An 18562-nucleotide genomic window follows, 5' to 3' on the forward strand; every position below is an offset into this window, starting at 1 on the left:
GCTCCGCGCGCCCTTCCGTCCTCCGTTCCCTTCCGCCCCGCGCACCCCTTTCGCCCCGTGCACCCCTCCACCCCGCGTGGTCTGCCGCTTCTCTGCGTAGTGACAGTTGGCAAAGACTTGCTTGTACAAGTACCTGTTTGTGATATGTTGACGAGGTGTCCGCTACTGATCTCGACGCTGCGTTCGCGGCCCTCGGCGACCCCGTTCGCCGCGCGCTGGTGAGCCGCCTCGCCCGTGGTGACGCCACGGTGGGGGAGCTGGCGGCGCCGTTCGACCTCACCCAGCAGGCGATCTCGCATCACGTCGGGGTGCTGCGCCGGTGCGGCCTGGTCGAGCAGCGCCGCGACGGCACCCGGCGGCCGTGCCGGCTGCGCACCGACCGGCTCGGCCTGCTGGCCGGCTGGATCGATGAGCAACGCCGGACCTGGGACGACCGGCTCGACGCCCTCGAGCAGCACTTGGCCGACGGACCGGCGGCGCCATGAGCCGGGCCGGGCGGGTACTACCCAAATCCAGCTGTCACCCATGGTCGTCCCAACCGCTTCACGGCAGCCCTCAGCGACAGCCGCCCCACTCGGCTGTCACCCATGGTCGTCCCAACCGCTTCACGACAGCCCTCAGCGACAGCTGCCCCACTCGGCTGTCACCCATGGTCGTCCCAACCGCTTCACGACAGCCCTCAGCGACAGCCGCCCCACTCGGCTGTCACCCACGGTCGTCCCAACCGCTTCACGACACTCTTGCCAATGGGCCGGGCGGCGCGGTGAGCCGGGCCGGGTGGGTTCTTGCTGATGGGCGGTGGCGCGGTGAGCGGGGCTGAAATGCACGGCGATGTGCTGATCGCCAGGCGGCATGTGGCTACCGGGCCGGGCCGGGTCTGGGCCGCGTTCGTGTCGCCGGCAGGGATCGCCGCGTTCTGGGGCGGTTCGCACGCGACAGTCCCGGCCGGGTCGGTCGTGGTGGAGTTGCGGCCGGGCGGGGAGTTCGCGCTCGACACGCGGGCGGCGAGTGGGGTGACGCGGCGGCTGCGGTTCGTCTACGTCAGCATCGCGGAACCGCACGAGTTGGTCTTCGACGAACCGGCCACCGGGATCCGCACCACCGTGACCATCGGGGCGGCGGCCGGTGGGGGCGCCGACGTCATGATCCATCAGTGTCGGCTGCCGGTCGAGCTTCGCACGCGGCAGGCCGCAGATGGGCTGGCGTCGATTCTGGACGCTCTGGCCGTACACCTCGAATGATCGGATGGAACGCCACCATGGCAAAAATTGATCAGCGCGACCTGGTCGCGGAGTACTTCGAAGGCTTCCGAACCGGCGATCACGCCCGCATTCTGGCGACCCTTACCGACGATGTCGCCTGGATCATCCACGGCCACCGGACCACTCGCGGCCGGGACGAGTTCGACGGCGAGATCGAGAACCCGGCGTTCACCGGGCATCCCGAACTCGACGTCCAACGCGTCTTCGAGGACGGCCCGGTCGTCGTCACCACCGGCGAGGGGCGCGGCGCGACGGTCGAGCACGGCCCGTTCCGGTTCGTCTTCAGCGACATCTTCACGTTCCGCGCCGGACTCATCGCCCGCGTCGACTCCTACGTGGTCCCGCTGCGCTGACTGCCCGCCGCCACTGGTCCGGTTCGGCTTTGTTGATTGCCCGCCGCGAGCGGTCCGGCAGCCCTGAGTGGCCGGCTCTCCTGAGCGGCCGGCTCTCCTGATCATCCACCGCGAGCGGCCCGGCGGCTCGGGTGGCTGATGTCGCCGGCGCGAGTGGTTCCGCCGGCCGGTGAAGCCGGCGCGGCTGGTTCGCGCCGCCCGGGATCATCGATCCTGGCTGGACTCCGACTCCTGCGCCGCCGCCAGATCGGCCGCGTTATCCAGTGCGGCCGCCGCGCGCCGGCGCTGATCCTCGGTGAGTGCCACCTGCCCGGCCCGGTCCAACATGGCCGCCGCCGTCACCGGGTCGTGCAGTCCCAGCGCCAGCTCGGCCCGGTAGACGAGCGCCTCCACCAGTTCCACCGGGTCGTCGGCGGCGTCCGGGCGGCGCAGCGCGCTGTCGAGGATCCGGACAGCTTGCGACAGGTCGCCGCGCGAGTCCGCCTGCACTACCGCATTGCCCATGGCCTTGGCCAGCCGCCCGTCAACCGGCTCACCGGCCGGCTCGGCAGCGGGTCCGTCATGCGGCCGGGCGACCGGTTCGGCGGGCGGCTGGGCGACTGGTTCGGCGGGCGGCTGGGCGACTGGTTCGGCGGGCGGCTGGGCGACTGGTTCGGCGGACGGCTGGGCGACCGGCTCACCATCTGGCTCGGCAGTGGGTCCGGCGGCCGGGTTCTGCACGACTCGGATCCAGTTGCCACCCGGGTCGACGACGGTGAAACCGCCCAGACCGTCGTAGTTCTTGCGGGCGCGCGGGCGCGTCATGCGCGGGATCCCGGCGACCAGCACCTTGCCGTACGCGCTACGCATTCCCGCCGCGAACGCCTCGTGCAGGCCCTTGATGTCGGTGGTCAGCACCAGACAGGAACCGTAGGACTGCTCCGGCCGGAACTCCGGCATCTCGAAGAAGTGCAGGTTGAGATCCTCACGCTGCAGTGCTGCGGACGGGTTCGGTTTGCGCTGCTGATAGGTGGTCCGGAAACCGAGCACCTCGTAGAAGGCGATGATGTCGTCGATGGACGCGCAGGGGAGGAGCGGGATGGTCACCTCGTTGGACATGCGTTCTTCCTAGGCGCCGCAGGGGTGACGTCGCACATGGAAATGACCGAACGGCGCCGTCGGCAGACCGTTCGGTCATCCAGCTCGGATCCGGGGTCTCAGGGCGCGTCCCGGTGGTTCCGTCGAGCAGTGAGCGTGGGGTTTTTCTGCCGTTTTGTACCGGTAGGTGAGTCGCCGTGCGGAGCCTGGCGCGGCGTTGTTGATCTGCAAGCGATGCGAAATCGCGGTGATGACCCCATGATCACCGCGATTTCGTAGCGCTAGCAGATCAACATCCGACACGGACGACGCGTACGGCGCCGGCGTAGCCGGAAAGGGCGAGACGGGTGATCAGCGGGCGCGATCGGCGGGTGGCGCGCCGCGCGTGCGGCGGTAGACGGAGTGTGGATGTCGAGGGGGTGCGGTGGTCGAGGGGGTGTGGCGGTCGAGGGGGTGTGGCGGTCGAGGGGGTGTGGCGGTCGAGGGGGTGTGGCGGTCGAGGGGGTGTGGCGGTCGAGGGGTGTGGATGTCGGCGGCCTTCGGGGCGGCACGATCGTCGATACACTTGGCGCTCCCGGTGGGTGGCCGCCGGGGTGACGGTGCGGCCGATCATGGTGAGGAGTGCCCGTGGAGGAGCTGTTGCCGGCGGTGGACAGGTGGCGTGCCGCCGGGGAGGCGCGGGACGCGGCCGGTGCGGTGGCGGCGCTCAGTGCGGACGTGGTGCTGTTCTCGCCGATCACCGAGCAGTTCGCCTTCCGGGGCCGGGAGCAGGTGCGCGACCTGCTGGAGGTGGCGCTGGCCGCGATCGACGAGATCACTTACACGGATCAGGTCGCCGAGGGGCGTACGGTTGCGTTGTTCTATCGGGCCCGCGTCGGCGGCACCCCGCTCCATGAGGCGCAGCGGCTGCGGCTGGACGCGGACGGCCTGATCACCGAGATCACGCTCTACATCCGGCCGCTGCCGGCGTTGACCCGGCTGATGACCCGGCTCGGTCCGGAGCTGGCCCGACGCAACGGGCAACCGGCTCTCGCCCGGCTCATCCCGGTCGCCGGCGGCATGTTGCACGCCATGGCAGACAGCGGCGACCGCACCATGATGCCGCGAGCCGCACCACGCCCCCGGGAAGCCGGCCAGCCGGGCCCGCCGCCGGGCGACCGATGACGGCCGCCGACCCGATCCTCACGCGTATCGCTGAGGGTGTCGACCTGCACCACCGCCGGGGTGAGCGGGAACCGGCCCGCCTGCTCTTCGCGGAGATCTGGGACGAGATCGGCGGCGATCAGGGCGATCCGCTGCACGTCAGCGTCCTCGCGCACGCGATGGCCGACGTGCAGGACGACCCGCGCGAGGAGCTGGTCTGGGATCTGCGGGCGTTGACGGCCGCCGGGTCGCTCACGGACGAGCGGCTGGCGGCGGCCGGGACGGCGATGCCGGTGCGTGCCCTTTTCCCGTCGCTGCACCTGAACCTATGCGATTGCTACCGCAAGCTGGGCGACCTGGACCGGGCACGCGAGCATCTGCGGCTGGCGGAGGCGGGGATGGGCGCGCTCGGCGACGACGAGTACGGGCGGCTGATCAGAAACGGCCTGGAACACATCGCGCGGGAACTGGCCGGCGGATGACAACGGCCGGCAAAGGACGATGGCCGGCAAAGGACGATGGGGGTACGGCCGACGGCCGTACCCCCATCGTTTCAGACTGTCAGCAGGACAGGTTGCCGCCAGGGCTGACACCCAGGATGCCGGCGAACCGGTTGTAGGCGTTGATCCGGCTCTGCACCTGGGCGGGGTTGCCGCCGTTGCACTCGAGCGAGCCGTTGATGCTGCGGATCGTCTCGCCGAAGCCGCGGCTGTTGACCATGGCGTCGTGCGGGGTCATCGTGCCCGGGCCGCGCTGGGTCATCCAGTACCAGACGGCGGTCTGGTAGGCGACCGACGCCTCGTTCTTGACCCGGTCCGGGTTGTTCAGCAGGTCGATGCCGAGCGCGTCGCCGGCCGCCTTGTAGTTGAAGTTCCAGCTCAGCTGGATCGGCCCGCGGCCGTGGTAGGCGCTCTGGCCGGCCGGGCAGCCGTACGGCTGGTTGCGGTCGCAGTAGAGCGGCCAGTTCGCCTGGTTGATCTCCTCGACGTAGACCAGACCGCCGGACTCGTGGTTGATGTTCGCGAGGAAGGCCGCGGCCTCCTGCTTGCGGACCGTGTCGCTGCCGGTGCTGGTGAACGCCGGGAACTTCTTGATCGCGTCGATCAGGCCGCTGTACGAGTAGAAGCCGATCCGGTTCGGGAACATCTGGTTGAACTGGGCCTCACTGACCGGGAAGCCGGTCGTGTTGCCGGGCGGGGGAGTGGTGGTGCCACCGCCGCCGGTGCAGGTGTGCGGCGACCAGTACCAGGTGCTGACGACCGGGTCGTAGCCCGGGTTCTCGTTCGTCGCCCGGTAGTACTGCCCGTTGGTGTAGCGCACGATCGAGCCGGCCGCGTAGAACTTCCCGGCCACCCAGTTCGGGTGGTCGCAGGTGGTGCCGCCGGCCGGCGGCGGGTTCGTGGTGCCGCCACCGCAGGCGCCGTTGTCGGCCCAGACGCCGGTGCCGGCGGTGCTGGGCGCCTCACCCTGGGTCCACCACTTGGCGGTCCAGTTGCGGCCGTTGTACGACGCGCGCTGGTTGCCCGTGTAGACAGCCGAGTTGTTGTACGCGGCGACGCAGGCCTCGGCGGCGTTCGAGGCGGTCATGGGCAGGATCGCCGCGGCGGCACCGGCCACGGCGACGCTCACTGCGGCCAGGATCGAGAGGAGCCGTTTTCTGGGCATGATTCACCTTCCGTACGTCGGGGGACGTACTGGTGCGAGGGGGATCAGAGGTACATCGACTCAACTAGATGCCGATGGCCGGAGTCAAGATATCTGTAAAGAAACTTCAGGGATAAGCGGGGTCACGCGATCAAGCGCGCCCGCTGGCGGTTGCCTATCCTCGAAGGGTGTTTCCCGATGATCGCTGGAATGCTCGCGACCGCCACCTCCACGAGCGTGAGCGGGAACTCGACGTGCGCGAACGGCTGTTGGAGGCCCGGGAGCGGCGGCTGGTGAGCGTGGAGGCCGAGTTGGCCGCCCGCACGCACGCGCTCGACGAACGGGAACGACTCCTGGCCGCCCGCGAGGTCGCCGCCGAGGAACGCGAGCACCTGGCCGACGAACGCGAGGCGATCGCCGACAGCCGCGAGCAACACGCCCTGGCCCGGGAGCGCAGCCTCGACGAACGGGCGCTCGCGGGCTCCCCGGAGCGGCCGGACCCGGCCGCCCGGATCACCGAGGCCTTCGCCCGCGAGGTGTCGCGGCTGGAGCGCAGCGACGCGTTCCTGAAACGGTCCCGCGAGGCCGTCGAGCGCGCGCAGTCCCGCCTGGAAAGCCTGCGCCAGGCGAACTCCGCACGGCCCGGCGACGACGGCCCGGAGCAGGAGCGGTAGGGGCAGCACCACCATCGCGGGTAGGGCGGTCCGCCGGTGGATCGGGTAGGCAGCGTCAGCGACCGCGCCGGAAATCCTGGACATGATCGATGCATGACGACGAAAGCTGACGCCAAGGACAAGACCCGCTCGCTCGGGATGGCAGCCGTCGCGCTGGCCACGGCGGCGGCCGTGGCCGTGCCCGGTGCCGCCTACGCCACGACCACCCCGCACCACGCCACCCCGCACGACGTCACCATGCGTGAGGTCGCCCGGCACGTGATGCAGAGCGGTGCACCGGGATACATCGCGCGGATCGACAACGGACATCGGGTGAGCACGACCGTCGCCGGGTACGCGGACACCGCCACCGGCCGCCGCTACACCGGGCGCGAGCAGTTCGAGATCGGCAGCAACACGAAGACGATGACGGCGGTGCTGGTCCTGCAACTGGTGGACGCGGGCCGGATCCGGCTCGACGCACCCGTGTCGGCGTACCTGTCCGGTGTCGTGCCGAACGGCCGGGCCATCACCGTGCGGATGCTGCTGAACCACACCAGCGGGCTGTTCAGCTACACCAGTGACCCGGACTTCTTCACCGCGATGGAGAAGGACCCGCAGCACGTTCACACCAATCAGGAACTGCTCGACGTGGCGTTCCGGCACGACCCGGACTTCGCCCCCGGCCAGGGCTGGAACTACTCGAACACCAACTACATCCTGGCCGGGATGATCCTGGAGAAGCTGACCGGCAAGGGCATGGCGACACTCGTACGGGAACGCATCGCCCGTCCGCTCGGACTGTCGCGCACCTACTACGCCGACCCGCGGGCGACGAACACGGGCCCCGGCTACGCACACGGGTACGCGACCAACTTCGGTCAGCAGCCCTTGACCTACACCGACGTCTCGGACCGGCCGCTGGGTGGCTGGGCGGGCGCCGCCGGAGCCGTCATCTCCACGCAGAGTGACCTGTCCCGGTTCTTCTCCGCCGTCCTGAGCGCGAAGCTGTTCTCCCGGCAACAGCTCACCGAGATGCGGACCACCGTGGAGGTGCCGGCGGAGTTCGGGATCAAAGGTGGCTACGGGCTGGGCCTGTTCCGCAAGGACTCGCCCTGCGGCACGGTGTGGGGCCACGGCGGTGACACCCTCGGGCACCACAGCACCGCCCTGACGACCGGGGACGGCCGGCGGACCGCGGTCAGCGACACCAACCTGGAGCCCAGCGACACCGAGCTCAGCGCGGGGGCGAACCGCTACTACCAGGTCGCCGTCGCCGCCGAGGACGTGACGGTCTGCGAGATGCTCGGCAAGCCGGTCCCGGCCGCCGTGACCGAGGCCCTGCGCGGCACCGCCGCCACCGCCCCGGCGAAAAACCTCAGCTCCGCGTCGTCGTAGCCGGCAGTGCACCTCTACCACCGCCGGGACGAGCCAAGTGCTCGTCCCGGCGGTTCGAGTGGGGAGAGCGACGATGTCAGTAGTGACCTCGGACCGGGGCACCGGGACGCCGCCCTGGCAGCCGGGCGACGCGGACCTGGCCGAGGTCGAGCGTTCCGGTCACACGCGACCGACCGGCTCGCGGTGGAGATCACCGAACACACCCAGGTCGAGGACTACGCGCGGCCGACCGAGGTCCTGCGGCCGCTGCGCCGGGCCGGCATCCGGCTCAGCGTCGACGACGCCGGCGCGGGTTACGCCAGCTTCCGGCACATCCTGCGTCTGCGGCCGGGCATCATCAAACTCGACATCGGCCTGGTCCGCGCCATCGGCACCGACCCGGTGAAGGCGGCCCTGGCGCGTTCCATCGAGGACTTCGCCCGCCAGGTCGACGCCCGGCTGGCGGCCGAGGGCATCGAGACCGGCGCCGAACTCGCCTGCCTGGCCGAGATCGGTGTCGCGTACGGCCAGGGTTTTCACCTCGCCCGGCCCGCCGACCTGCCCTGACCCGCCGCAGCCGGTGCCGGGTCCGCCGCCCGCCGATCCGGTGCGCCGTTTCGCCAGGGCCTGCCGTGCCGCCACCAGCTGCCGCGCGGACGCACACGCCCGTGCGGCCCGCCGCCGCAGCCGGCGGGCGTTCGCGCACAGCCGGCTCGAGGTCGCCAACACCTCCCGGTGTTCCATCGGTGCTCGCATCCCAGGTCCGCCTCCCGTCGGGAGGTGCCGCATTCCCGGTCCGGCGTGGTCTATTCGGCCCGCGCGGGCCGAGACACCGAGAAGGGTCAGGGCCGGGACACCGGCGGCCACCACTGCGGTCCCTCGGCGGCGTCCTTGACGAACACGACCGCGTCGATGCCGGACAACTCGGCCGGGTCCAGCGGGGTGTACCCGAACCACGGCGACACCCGGGTGGTGAGATCGGCGGCGGGCAGCGACCGGGCGGGTACGACGCAGGTGTCGTCCGGCAGCCCGTACAGCAGGCTCTCGATGGTCCCCGGTTCCGGCTCCGGCACGCCGCGATGGTGCAGCGTGCCCACGGCGCCGGCGAGGAACCCGTAGGTCACGCCCGGCCGGGCCGCCACGATCGCGCCGGCACTCCACCACGGCACCGGGTCGCCACCCAGTCGCATCGAACTGCGCCGCCGTTGCAGATGGGCGTTGTTCGCGTGCGCCAGGACGAGCCCGCGTCCGGTGAGCGCCAGCAGGTTCGCCGCCATCATCGCGGCCCGGGTGCCCAGCACCCCGGCCAGCCGCGACGGCGACGTGTCGGCCATCCAGTGGTGGTAGCGCAGCAGCCCGGCGGCGGTGCGCCCGTGCAGCCGCGCCAGTTCGGCGCTGCCGGTCAGCTCGGCGTTCTCCGCCGGGTCAGAGGTCTCCGCCGGCGAGGCGTTGCCGGTCAGGCCCGGTCGCTGCGAGGCGAGCAGAGCGACGAGGTCGTCGGTGATCAGGCGAAGGCGCAGAGCTTCCGGCGTACGGCCGACCGACCGACCCGGATTTCTCATCGCCTCCGGGTCGGTCCACCGTTCGTCGTCGCCGAGCAGTCCGTCCAGGATTTCCGCGGAACAGGGCAGCAGGCCGGCGTCGATCCGCCCGGCGAGGTAGTCGTGCAGCGCCGTCAGGGCCTGCCGCGGGCTCGCCGCGCTCATCGTCTCCAGTGGACCGTCGAACCCGGCGAACCGGACCCGCTCGGCGGCCGGCCGGTTCTGGTTGTGTGCGCGCATCCAGCGCACCAGGTCCCGGTTGGCCGGCGACGCACCGAACCCGTGGCTGAACCCGCGCGCCATGACGTCGTCGAGCGTCCCGGCACCCGACGTGACGTAGTCGTCTACGATCAGCCCGCGCAGGCAGTCACTCTCCAGCGCGATCGTCCGGTAACCGGCCCGCTCGACCAACTGCCGGAACAGCGTGTTGCGCACCGCGAGCAGCGAGTCCTCGCCGTGGGCGGGTTCACCGAGCGTGAGCAGGCGTGGCGGCTCCGGGAACAGCCGCAGGACCGGGTCGGCGTCGGCGGGACGGGTGATGTCCAGGATCTCAGGAGTCATCCTGTTGACCGTATCGTTGAAACGGCGATGCAAACCTGGGCGCCATCAGCGCAGGTGGGCGAGGCGAAACCCTCAAACGCCCCCGCATCGTCTGCTGCGGTACGCGAACCGCTGATCAGCCTGCGTCCGGTCGCCGCAGGGCCGCGTCGAGGTCGCGGAGCAGTTCGCCGGCGCGACCGCGCCCGCCCGGCGGCTCCGGGTACCGCTTCAGCACGTCCACCAGCACCGGGCCGGCGAGGTCGCGCGCCCGCACGATCCAGGCGGCACCTGCCGCGCGGTCGCCGCCCGCGTCGAGTTCGAACGCCGCGGCCGTGTGGGCTGCCGCCCCCAGGATGTGCAACACCTGGGTGGACTTGGCCAGCGGATGCAGGAACGCCGCGCTCGCCGCCGCGACGGCGGCCCGGGCGGCCTCGCTCGCCGCGGCCTGACCGGCGTCGCGGGTTTCCTGGTACGCGCGCTGCGCCGCCCACGCGCAGTCCCGGATCACCTTGGTCCGGGGTGCGCCGGCGGCGAACGCGCGCGCCGCCCGCACCGCGTCGTTCGGGCGCCGGTCGTCAGCCCGTACCCTCTCGAAGATCTTCAAGGCGGGCTCGGCGCAGTCGGCCGCGTAGCCGGCCACGGCGCGCAGGTCAGCCGTGCTCAGGTCGATGGGTGCGTTGTCGTCGGCCACCCCGTCGACGCTATCGCTGAAACGCCGGTGGAGACTTCGGCGGCGCAGCCGCAGGTCAGCGGCGCGTGACCCTCAACAGGCGAGGTTCAGAAGGCGCGGCCGGCGACATCCACGCGCTCGGCCCGGTCGAGGGCGGCCTTGAGCTCGGCGGCCGGGACGGGAGCGGCGGGGGCCTGCATCATCCGGCCGCCGGGGGTGTCCTGGTCGGCCAGGTAGAGGCGGGTGTACGCCGCCGCCTCCGGCTCGAAGCGCCAGCTCTGCGCCAGCGTGCCGGCGTCGACCGTGTCGTAGCCGAGCCGGTGGATCAGGGCCGCCGCGGCGGTCTTCGCGTCGGCGTCGTCCCCGGCGATGGGCAGCGCGGTGCGGTCGGGTGCGCCGGCGGGGCGGGCCAGCTGGGGGATGTGGTGGGCCAGGATGTTGTTGAACGCCTTCACCAGCCGGGCTCCCGCGAAGTGGCGGTGGACGAGCTCGCTGGTCGTGACCTTGTCGGCGTCCAGTTCGGCGATCCGGCCGTCGCGGTACGGGTAGTAGTTGCTGGTGTCCAGCACGATCCGGTCGTCGAGCAGACCGGCCGGGATGGCCGTGTGCGCGGTCAGCGGCACGGACAGCAGGACGAGATCGCCGGCGTGGGCGGCCTGTTCGACGGTGCCCGCGGTGGCCTGCGGGCCCAATTCGGCGACGAGGCCGGCGAGGCTTTCCGGTCCGCGGGAGTTCGCCACCACGACCGGGATGCCCGCCGCTGCCGCGAGGCGTGCGACGGCCGCGCCGATGTTTCCGCTGCCGATGATGCCGAGGGTGCCCATGGCTGTTCCTGCTTCCGCGTCGGAAAACGTGCGGAGACAGTCTCCGCTTCACTCGAAACGATACGGAGCGCGTCTCCGCTTCGCCAGGGGAACGGGCTGTGAGCCAGGCCCTACGCCGGCTGCCCGGGTGCCGCCGGCGTCGCCCAGCCGGTGCGCATCAGGGCGGACAGCGCCCGGGGCGAGGACTCGTCGGCCATCGCGGCGCTGCTGACCCAGCTCGTCGCCAGCACTGCCAGGAACAGCTCCCGGCCTCGTACCCCCGGCCGCGCGCCGCCGTCCCGCTGGGCCGCGTGCAGGAACTCGTCGGTGGTGGTGATGAAGCCGTGGCACGTCAGGGCGAGCGGTGAGCTCTCCTCGGTGATCGCTGCCCGCAGTGGCTCGGGCAGGCCGTCGAAGGCGGTGGCCCACTCGCCGAGCGCGTCGAGCCAGAGGTCGAGCGCGGTGGTGGTGTCCCGCTCCTGCTCCCGGATGGCGTCGCGCCGGGCCACGAGCGCGTCCGCGCGGGCCTGCAGCAGCGCGGCCAGCAGTGCCTCCCGGTTGGGGAAGTGCCGGTAGAGGGTGCCCGCCCCGATGCCGGCGAGTTTGGCGATGGCGTCCATCGAGCCGGTGACGCCGTGCTCGGCGAAGTACTGCTCGGCGATGTGCAGGATGTGCGTCCGGTTGCGCTGCTTGTCGGTGCGCGTCCGCCGCTCGTTCGTCCCTGTGCTCCCGGTCACTCCGCACGTCCTTTCCTGGAAAAAGCGGAGACCTTCTCCGTATGTTGGTGTGAGCAAAACGGAGACTACCTCCTCATTGTCCGGGACGACGAGTTCCGCCCGCCCGCCTCGTGGCCGCGGAACCGCCCCGGACCCGTACCTCAGTCGAAGGACATGCCGTGACCACACCGCAGATGCTCCTGGCCATCCAGATCGCCAACGGCTACGGGGCGCAACCCGGCGCCTGGCGGATGCCGGGTGTGGACCCGTCGAGCTACACCGACATGGACGCCATCGTGCGGTACGCGCAGGCAGCCGAACGTGGCAAGATCCAGCTCGTCTTCCTGGCCGACACCCCCGCGCTCACCGTCGACCTGGAAAGGGAGACCCCGCAGCACGCCATCGATCCCCTGGTGGTGCTCACCTCGATGGCGCGCGGCACTGAACGGATCGGCCTGGTCGCGACCGGCTCGACCACGTTCAACGAGCCCTACACGATCGCGCGGCAGTTCAAGGCCCTGGACGTGATGAGTCACGGCCGGGCCGGCTGGAACGCGGTCACCACCTCGACACCCGCCGCCGCCGCGAACTTCGGCAGCCCGGTGCCGCCCCGCGCGGAGAAGTACGAGCGGGCCCACGAGGTCGTCCAGGTGGTCCAGGCGCTGTGGGGCAGCTGGGGAAGCGACGCGTGGGTCCGTGACGTCGCCGGCAACCGGTTCGCCGACATGAGCAAGATCCAGGCGGTCAATCTGCAGGGCCGGTACGTGGCCTCCCGCGGCCCCCTGCCCATCCCGCCGTCGGAACAGGGCCAGCCGGTCGTGTTCCAGGCCGGCGGCGGGGCACACGGCCTGGAGCTGGCGGCCCGGTACGCCAGCGGCGTCTACGCCAACCCGTTCACCATCGAGGAGGGCCGGGCGTACCGCACGGCGCTGCGGCAGGCCGCCGAACGCGTCGGCCGCGACCCCGACGAGATCAAGCTGTTCGCCGGCTTCATGCCCAGCGTCGCGCCCAGCCGGCGGGCGGCGCTGGACCGGCGCCGCCGGCTCGACGAGGCGATCGACCTGGAGCAGCGCGCGGCGTACCTCGGCATGATGATCGGTCTGCGCCTGGACCCCGGCAAGCTCGACGAGCCGCTGACCACCCGGCAACTCGCCGAGGCCCGCGCCAACCCGGGCGACCCGCGCTCGGCCCGCGCGCTGGAGGTCGCCCGTACGGGCTGGTCGCTGCGGGACGTGCTGGCCCACGGGGTCATCGACTACCACCCGGTCGTGCCCGGCACCGCCGCCGACGTCGCCGACCACATGCAGCAGTGGTTCGAGGCCGGCGCCTGCGACGGGTTCTCGCTGGCGATCGACGTCTACCACGACGGCATCGACGCCTTCGTCGACCAGGTGATCCCGCTGCTCCAGGAACGCGGCGTGTTCCACCCCGACTACGAGGGCGCCACCCTGCGCGACCACCTCGGTGCGCCCGCCCAGTACGGCCTCGACCCCCGCCTGGCCGCGACGGCAACCGCCGCCGGCTGATCGTCCCGCTGCGCCCACGACCGGAACCACCAACAGGAAGCCCTCATGACATCTGCGGACACCACCACGCCGGACGCCGCGCCCCCGGCCGTCGAGGCCCGGCCCGGCGACCGGCTCGCACCGGGCGACGGCCTGATCATCGGACTGCTGATGCTCTCGGCATTCGTCGTCCTGCTCAACGAGATGATGCTGGGGGTGGCACTGCCCACCCTGATCATCGACTTCGGCATCACCCCGGGCACCGGGCAGTGGGTCACCACCGGGTACCTGCTGACCCTGGCGGTGCTGATCCCGGCCACCGGGTTCGTGATGCGCCGCTACCACCTGCGCACCATCTTCCTCGGCGCGCTCTCGCTCTTCACCCTCGGCACGGTGATCGCCGCGGTCGCGCCGGGCATCGGCGTGCTGCTGACCGGCCGCATCATCCAGGCTGCCGGGACCGCCGTCTTCGTACCCCTGCTGATGACCACCACCATGCGCCTGGCCCCGGCCGCCCGCCGTGGCCGGTTGATGGCCCTGGCCACGGCGGTGCCGGCGGTGGCCCCCGCGGTCGGTCCCGCGCTGTCCGGGCTGGTGCTGTCCGGTCTGAGCTGGCGGTGGCTGTTCCTCCTGATGCTGCCCGTCGCCGGTGCCGCGCTGGCACTCGGAGCGGTGAAGCTGCGCAACATCACCACCCCGGAGCCGGTGACCCTCGACGTGCTCTCCCTGCTGCTGTCCGCGATCGGGTTCGGCGGACTCGTCTACGGGCTGGCCTCCATCGGGGAGGCGGTGTCCGGGCACGCGCCGATCCCGCTCTGGATCCCGATCACGATCGGCGTGGCCGGCGTCGCGGCCTTCGTCCGCCGCCAGATCGTGCTGCGACGCGGCCCCGGCGCCTTCCTCGACATGCGCATCCTCGGCAACCGGGCGTTCACGGCGCCGCTGCTGGTGATGCTGGTCATCGCGCTCAACGGCTTCGGCGTCCTGATCGTGCTGCCCCTGATCCTGACGGACGTGACCGGTCTGAGCACCTTCGAGCTCGGACTGTTCCTGGTGCCCAGCGGCGCGATCATCGCGCTCGTCTCCGCCCTCGGCGGCCGGGTCTACGACCGTTTCGGGCCACGGCCCCTGGCGATCCCCGGCGCGATCATCTGGACGGCCACCTTCTGGTTGCTCACCCGGATGGACGAGGGCACCGGCGTGTGGACCGTCCTGGCGATCTACCTGGTCATGTCGGGCGCGCAGGCCCTGATGTGGGGGCCGATGACCACTGCCGCGCTGGCGTCGCTGCGCGCGGAACTGCAGCCGCACGGCAGTGCCGCCTTCGGCACCGTCCAGCAGCTGGCCGGTGCCGCGGGTGGGGCGGTGCTCGTCTCCGCGTACACGATCGGGGCGGACGCGGCCGCCGCCGGCGCACTCACCACAGCCCAGTCGATCGCCGCCGGCCGGGCCGCCTTCACCACCGCCGGGGTCATCGCCTTCGCCGCCGTCCTCGGCACCCTGTTCGTCGGCCGGACCCCGGCCGCCGCCGAGGAGTGACATGACCGGCTTCGCACCACTGCCCCCGGACGAGCTGCGGTACGCGTTCGCGGGCTTCGCCACCGGCGTCACCCTGGTCGCCGCGCTCGTCGACGGACGTCCGACCGGCATGCTGGCGAACTCCTTCACCTCCGTCTCGCTCGATCCGCCGCTGGCCGCGCTGAGCTTCGCGCGCAGCTCGACGACGTGGCCGGCCCTGCGCCGCGCTCCACAGTGGGGGATCAGCGTGCTCGGCGAACACCACCGCGCCGACCTGGCGGCCCTCTCCCGGCCCGCCGGTGTGCGGTTCGACGGGGTCACCTGGAACGCCACGGACCACGGGGCCGTCTTCGCCGACCGGCCCGCCGCGGCCTTCCGGGTCACCGTCGAGACCGAGGTCGACGCCGGGGACCACGTGCTCACCCTGCTGCGCGTCCACGCCCTGCACCGCTCCGCCGACGCCGCGCCGCTGGTCTTCCACGGCAACGGCCTGCACCGGCTCACGGGACTCTGATCAGCGATCACTTTCGGTACGGTGCGTGCATGGGTCGCGTCATCTACTCCGTCGCGTCGTCGGTGGACGGCTACCACACCGACGCCCAGGGCGACTTCTCCTGGGCGGTGCCCGACGAGGAGGTCATCGCCGCGCTCAACGCCGACGCGGCCGGGGTGAGCACCTATCTCTATGGACGCAAGATGTCCCTGCGGCTCGGTGTCGTCGACGTGGTCGAGCTGCTGCTCTGCCCGGTCGTCGTGGGCGGCGGGACCAGGGTGCTGCCCGGCGGGTGGCGCACGTCGCTGTCGCTGCGGCGGGAACGCCGGTTCGGCAACGGCATGGTGCAGCTCACCTACGACGTGGCCTGAGCTGCCCTCCGGCGGCTGGGTGGCCGGTGTGCGCCGTCCGGCCGTACGGTGCGGGCTCCTAGGATCTCCGGCGTGGAACAGCTCAGCACTCGCGTCGTGTACAGCAACCCGTGGATGACCGTCCGGGAGGACGAGATCAGGCGGCCGGACGGCAGCGACGGCATCTACGGTGTCGTGGAGAAACCCGACTTCGCGCTGGTGCTGCCGCGCTGGGAGAAGGGGTTCTGGCTGGTCGAGCAGTTCCGTTACCCGGTGGGCCGGCGCGCCTGGGAGTTCCCGCAGGGCAGCTGGGGCGCGGGAGCCGCCGGCGAGCAGACCGAGCTGGCCCGGCGGGAACTCGCCGAGGAGACCGGGCTGCGAGCGGCGGACCTGACCCATCTCGGTCACCTCTATGAGGCGTACGGGTACTCCACCCAGGGTTTCGACGTCTACCTGGCCACCGGCCTCGCCGAGGGCGAACCGGACCGCGAGCCGACCGAACAGGACATGATCCACCGCGCCTTCACCGACGCCGAGATCACCGCCATGATCCGCTCCGGCGCCATGGTGGACGCCCCGTCACTTGCCGCACTCACCCTCTACCACCTGGCGTCGCCGAGCATCCGCAGCGCGCCCGGCACCGCCCTCCCCGAGCCGGACGCCGGCCACCGCGACAGCACGCCGTCGTGACCCGCCCCAGATGTTGATCTGCTAGCGATGCGAAATCGCTGTGATCATGGGGTCGAAACCGCGATTTCGTAGCGCCAGCAGATCAACACCGCCGCGCGGGCGACGACGGGTGAGCGGCCGGCCGGGCCGTGGCCGGTGGGTGAGCGGTCGGCCGGGCCGCGCCGGTAGGGGAGGCCGGGCCGCGCCGGTAGGGGGTCAGGCCGGATGTGCCGGCAGGTCCCGGTGGCGGCTGATCGGGCCGGTCAGCAGGATGCCGGTGGACAGCACCAGCCCGCCCGTCATGATCCAGAGGGTGGGCCGCAGCCCCAGGGCCGTCCCCAGCAGCCCGGCGAGCAGCGCACCCAGCGGGATCGCGCCGTAGTTGACCAGCTGCATGCCGGCGATCACCCGCCCGAGCAGGGGCCGGGGCGTGTAGGTCTGCCGGAAGCTGTCCTTGATGATGTTCGCGGCGACCACGCCGGTGCCGACCGCCACCCCGGCCAGCACCACGAGCGCCAGCCGGGGCCCGGGTGCGGCGAGCGGGATGAGCAGCGCGAACGGCGCCGCGCACAGCTGGCACAGCAGCAGGCCTCGGGCGGTGCCGAAGCGCCGGGCGACGGGTGTGGCAAGGAACGCGCCGAGCAGGCCGCCGCAGCTCATCAAGGCGACGATGCCACCGACCGCGCCGGCGGCGACACCGTTCTCCCGGACCAGGAAGACGATCAGCAGGGATTGGTACCCGGTCAGGGCGAGATTGGCGGCGGCTCCGAAGGCGGCCAGCGAGCGCAGGTACGGGTCACCGGCCAGGAACCGCAGCCCGTCACCGATCTCGGCGCGCAACGCCCGCCGCGAGCCCGCCGCGCCCGAGCCCGAGCCCGGTGCGCCGGAAGCCGAGCCGGTCGGGCCCGAGCCGGTGGCGCCTGAGCCGGTCGCGCCCGAGGCCGGGTATTGCCGGGCCACGGCCGGTTCCCGGTGCCGCACGGCGATCAGGCACACCGCCGAGATCAGGAAGGTGACCGCGTCGGCGAACAGCCCGGACACGGCGCCGAACAGCTGGGCGAGGAGCCCGCCCACGCCGGGCCCGGCGACCTGCGCGGCCGCCTCGCTGCCGTGCAGCTTGGCGTTTCCCTCGGGCAGCTCGTCGGGGCGCAGCAGGGACGGCAGGTAGACCTGGTACGCGGTGTCGAAGAAGACCGCCGTCGCGCCGGCCAGCAGCGCCACGGTGAGCAGGTGCCCGAGGGTGAGCGCGCCCGCGCCGGCGGCGACCGGCACGCTGACGAACAGGACCAGTGCCGTCACGTTGCAGGCGATCATCAGTGGCCGGCGTGGCAGCCGGTCGACCCAGACACCCGCCGGCAGGCCGAGCAGCAGCCACGGCAGCCATGCGGCGGCGTGGAGCAGCGCGACGTGCAGGGTGGAGGCGTTCAGCACGCCGACCGCGACAAGTGGCAGGGCGACCGTGGTGATCGCACTGCCGAACTGGCTGGTCGTCTGGCCCAGCCAGAACAGCCGGAAGTCGCGGTGCCGCAGCAGCCCGGTCCGGCGGCCGCCCCGGCCGTCCTGGCCGGCCTCGGTGGCCGGGGCGGTCACGGCTTTCCCGGGGCGGTCACGGCTTTCCCGGCACGCCGTAGGCGAACACGAACACCGGCCGTCGTTCCCCGTCACCGGCCGGCGGCCTGCGGCGCCATCGTTCGAGCAGCTCGCTGATCTCCGCACCGACCTCGCGGAGCTCGTCCGGGGTCAGGTGCAGCCATTTGTCCGTGGAGAACTCGGCGTCCTGCCAGGACTCCTTCTCGTCGTCACCGGCCGCGAACCAGGCCCGTACCTGAGAGGTGTGGTGGTCCAGGTTGAGCGAGTCGGCGGCGTCGGCGATCGCGGCGGCGGCCGGGTCGTGCCGGAAGTCGGCGGGCGACCAGCGCAGCCCGCGCGAGACCAGCCGCCACCATCGTTCCCGCCGGTCGCGAGCCAGTTCGGGGGCCTGTTCGATGAGGCCGCACTCGCCGAGCACCCGCAGGTGGTGGCTGACGTTGCCGATGGCCTGATCGGTCACGCTCGCGAGCGAACTCGCGGTGGCCGGCCCGTGCACCTTGAGGACGTCCATGAGGCGCCGCCGCAGTGGGTGGGCGAGTGCGGCGAGCACCCGGGAGTCGGTGACCTGGCGGACCTCATCAGCTGTCATGGTTCCCACCGTGCCATGCACAACAGTCGTTGCACAAGAACCCTTGTGCGATGGAGGGAGGTCTACAGT

21 protein-coding genes are annotated in these 18562 nt (G+C 71.8%); 13 read left to right on the forward strand and 8 right to left on the reverse strand.

All coding sequences use genetic code 11. From position 1 onward, the window contains the following. The first annotated feature begins 155 nt into the window (after positions 1 to 155). The 3 genes from LPA41_RS11725 (at position 156) to LPA41_RS11735 (ending at position 1615) form a co-directional block, all read left to right on the forward strand. The gene (locus LPA41_RS11725; protein ID WP_229070135.1) at positions 156 to 485 is read left to right on the forward strand and encodes a helix-turn-helix transcriptional regulator; all 330 of its coding nucleotides are present in this window, start codon (positions 156 to 158) and stop codon (positions 483 to 485) included. Between the two features lie 321 nt (positions 486 to 806). Further along, positions 807 to 1241, forward strand: coding sequence for an SRPBCC domain-containing protein (locus LPA41_RS11730; RefSeq protein ID WP_229070136.1), 435 nt, complete (start codon positions 807 to 809; stop codon positions 1239 to 1241). A gap of 17 nt (positions 1242 to 1258) precedes the next feature. Continuing rightward, on the forward strand, positions 1259 to 1615 hold the full coding sequence (locus LPA41_RS11735) for a nuclear transport factor 2 family protein (protein ID WP_229070137.1): 357 nt from the start codon (positions 1259 to 1261) through the stop codon (positions 1613 to 1615). Between the two features lie 204 nt (positions 1616 to 1819). Here LPA41_RS11735 and LPA41_RS11740 read toward each other — a convergent pair whose 3' ends face one another. Continuing rightward, on the reverse strand, positions 1820 to 2713 hold the full coding sequence (locus LPA41_RS11740; RefSeq protein WP_229070138.1) for a VOC family protein: 894 nt from the start codon (positions 2711 to 2713) through the stop codon (positions 1820 to 1822). 606 nt (positions 2714 to 3319) lie between these two features. On the opposite strand from LPA41_RS11740, the gene LPA41_RS11745 reads away from it, so the two are divergent. Together LPA41_RS11745 and LPA41_RS11750 are read left to right on the forward strand one after the other, a co-directional pair. Next, on the forward strand, positions 3320 to 3856 hold the full coding sequence (locus LPA41_RS11745) for a nuclear transport factor 2 family protein (protein ID WP_229070139.1): 537 nt from the start codon (positions 3320 to 3322) through the stop codon (positions 3854 to 3856). Then, on the forward strand, positions 3853 to 4317 hold the full coding sequence (locus LPA41_RS11750; RefSeq protein ID WP_229070140.1) for a hypothetical protein: 465 nt from the start codon (positions 3853 to 3855) through the stop codon (positions 4315 to 4317). The genes LPA41_RS11745 and LPA41_RS11750 overlap by 4 nt, the downstream gene beginning before the upstream one ends. Positions 4318 to 4396: 79 nt before the next feature. Here the strand turns inward: LPA41_RS11750 and LPA41_RS11755 are convergent, their stop codons facing one another. Continuing rightward, entirely contained in the window at positions 4397 to 5500 is a 1104-nt protein-coding gene (locus LPA41_RS11755) for a glycoside hydrolase family 19 protein (RefSeq protein WP_229070141.1), read from the reverse strand. A 167-nt stretch (positions 5501 to 5667) separates the two neighbouring features. Here LPA41_RS11755 and LPA41_RS11760 point away from each other — a divergent pair, with 167 nt between their 5' ends. From LPA41_RS11760 to LPA41_RS11770, 3 genes are all read left to right on the forward strand, one after another. Next, a complete protein-coding gene (locus LPA41_RS11760; RefSeq protein ID WP_229070142.1) occupies positions 5668 to 6153 on the forward strand; it encodes a hypothetical protein in 486 nt (161 codons plus the stop codon). Between the two features lie 93 nt (positions 6154 to 6246). Then, a complete protein-coding gene (locus LPA41_RS11765) occupies positions 6247 to 7530 on the forward strand; it encodes a serine hydrolase (RefSeq protein WP_229070143.1) in 1284 nt (427 codons plus the stop codon). 6 nt (positions 7531 to 7536) lie between these two features. After that, on the forward strand, positions 7537 to 8076 hold the full coding sequence (locus LPA41_RS11770) for an EAL domain-containing protein (RefSeq protein WP_308036545.1): 540 nt from the start codon (positions 7537 to 7539) through the stop codon (positions 8074 to 8076). A 275-nt stretch (positions 8077 to 8351) separates the two neighbouring features. On the opposite strand, the gene LPA41_RS11775 is transcribed toward LPA41_RS11770, so the two are convergent. The 4 genes from LPA41_RS11775 to LPA41_RS11790 all read right to left on the reverse strand — a co-directional run bounded on the left by LPA41_RS11775 (position 8352) and on the right by LPA41_RS11790 (position 11800). Next, positions 8352 to 9611, reverse strand: coding sequence for an erythromycin esterase family protein (locus LPA41_RS11775; RefSeq protein ID WP_229070145.1), 1260 nt, complete (start codon positions 9609 to 9611; stop codon positions 8352 to 8354). Between the two features lie 115 nt (positions 9612 to 9726). Further along, positions 9727 to 10281, reverse strand: coding sequence for a putative immunity protein (locus LPA41_RS11780; protein ID WP_229070146.1), 555 nt, complete (start codon positions 10279 to 10281; stop codon positions 9727 to 9729). Between the two features lie 86 nt (positions 10282 to 10367). Then, positions 10368 to 11084 (reverse strand): NADPH-dependent F420 reductase, encoded by a 717-nt coding sequence (locus LPA41_RS11785; RefSeq protein WP_229070147.1) that lies wholly within the window; start codon positions 11082 to 11084, stop codon positions 10368 to 10370. 110 nt (positions 11085 to 11194) lie between these two features. Next, a complete protein-coding gene (locus LPA41_RS11790; protein ID WP_229070148.1) occupies positions 11195 to 11800 on the reverse strand; it encodes a TetR/AcrR family transcriptional regulator in 606 nt (201 codons plus the stop codon). A 158-nt stretch (positions 11801 to 11958) separates the two neighbouring features. Between LPA41_RS11790 and LPA41_RS11795 the strand changes: the two genes are divergently transcribed. The 5 genes from LPA41_RS11795 (at position 11959) to LPA41_RS11815 (ending at position 16335) form a co-directional block, all read left to right on the forward strand. Next, positions 11959 to 13305, forward strand: coding sequence for an NtaA/DmoA family FMN-dependent monooxygenase (locus tag LPA41_RS11795; RefSeq protein WP_229070149.1), 1347 nt, complete (start codon positions 11959 to 11961; stop codon positions 13303 to 13305). A 45-nt stretch (positions 13306 to 13350) separates the two neighbouring features. After that, a complete protein-coding gene (locus LPA41_RS11800) occupies positions 13351 to 14823 on the forward strand; it encodes a DHA2 family efflux MFS transporter permease subunit (RefSeq protein WP_229070150.1) in 1473 nt (490 codons plus the stop codon). Between the two features lies 1 nt (position 14824). After that, complete coding sequence (locus LPA41_RS11805; RefSeq protein WP_229070151.1) at positions 14825 to 15316, forward strand: flavin reductase family protein; 492 nt, start codon at positions 14825 to 14827, stop codon at positions 15314 to 15316. 29 nt (positions 15317 to 15345) lie between these two features. After that, complete coding sequence (locus LPA41_RS11810; protein ID WP_229070152.1) at positions 15346 to 15666, forward strand: hypothetical protein; 321 nt, start codon at positions 15346 to 15348, stop codon at positions 15664 to 15666. 72 nt (positions 15667 to 15738) lie between these two features. Then, on the forward strand, positions 15739 to 16335 hold the full coding sequence (locus tag LPA41_RS11815; RefSeq protein ID WP_229070153.1) for an NUDIX hydrolase: 597 nt from the start codon (positions 15739 to 15741) through the stop codon (positions 16333 to 16335). A 195-nt stretch (positions 16336 to 16530) separates the two neighbouring features. Here the strand turns inward: LPA41_RS11815 and LPA41_RS11820 are convergent, their stop codons facing one another. Then, the gene (locus LPA41_RS11820; protein ID WP_229070154.1) at positions 16531 to 17904 is read right to left on the reverse strand and encodes an MFS transporter; all 1374 of its coding nucleotides are present in this window, start codon (positions 17902 to 17904) and stop codon (positions 16531 to 16533) included. A 16-nt stretch (positions 17905 to 17920) separates the two neighbouring features. Next, the gene (locus tag LPA41_RS11825; protein WP_229070155.1) at positions 17921 to 18493 is read right to left on the reverse strand and encodes a helix-turn-helix transcriptional regulator; all 573 of its coding nucleotides are present in this window, start codon (positions 18491 to 18493) and stop codon (positions 17921 to 17923) included. Between the last annotated feature and the right edge of the window lie 69 nt (positions 18494 to 18562).

It is taken from the genome of Actinoplanes sp. DH11 (assembly GCF_020873875.1).
GTDB lineage: Bacteria > Actinomycetota > Actinomycetes > Mycobacteriales > Micromonosporaceae > Actinoplanes.

Excerpts from the sequence above, each read along its gene's own strand:
- LPA41_RS11735 (WP_229070137.1), top strand. The coding sequence starts at position 1,259 with ATGGCAAAAATTGATCAGCGCGACCTGGTCGCGGAGTACTTCGAAGGC.
- LPA41_RS11740 (WP_229070138.1), bottom strand. The coding sequence starts at position 2,713 with ATGTCCAACGAGGTGACCATCCCGCTCCTCCCCTGCGCGTCCATCGAC.
- LPA41_RS11750 (WP_229070140.1), top strand. The coding sequence starts at position 3,853 with ATGACGGCCGCCGACCCGATCCTCACGCGTATCGCTGAGGGTGTCGAC.
- LPA41_RS11755 (WP_229070141.1), bottom strand. The coding sequence starts at position 5,500 with ATGCCCAGAAAACGGCTCCTCTCGATCCTGGCCGCAGTGAGCGTCGCC.
- LPA41_RS11765 (WP_229070143.1), top strand. The coding sequence starts at position 6,247 with ATGACGACGAAAGCTGACGCCAAGGACAAGACCCGCTCGCTCGGGATG.
- LPA41_RS11775 (WP_229070145.1), bottom strand. The coding sequence starts at position 9,611 with ATGACTCCTGAGATCCTGGACATCACCCGTCCCGCCGACGCCGACCCG.
- LPA41_RS11785 (WP_229070147.1), bottom strand. The coding sequence starts at position 11,084 with ATGGGCACCCTCGGCATCATCGGCAGCGGAAACATCGGCGCGGCCGTC.
- LPA41_RS11800 (WP_229070150.1), top strand. The coding sequence starts at position 13,351 with ATGACATCTGCGGACACCACCACGCCGGACGCCGCGCCCCCGGCCGTC.
- LPA41_RS11805 (WP_229070151.1), top strand. The coding sequence starts at position 14,825 with ATGACCGGCTTCGCACCACTGCCCCCGGACGAGCTGCGGTACGCGTTC.
- LPA41_RS11810 (WP_229070152.1), top strand. The coding sequence starts at position 15,346 with ATGGGTCGCGTCATCTACTCCGTCGCGTCGTCGGTGGACGGCTACCAC.
- LPA41_RS11825 (WP_229070155.1), bottom strand. The coding sequence starts at position 18,493 with ATGACAGCTGATGAGGTCCGCCAGGTCACCGACTCCCGGGTGCTCGCC.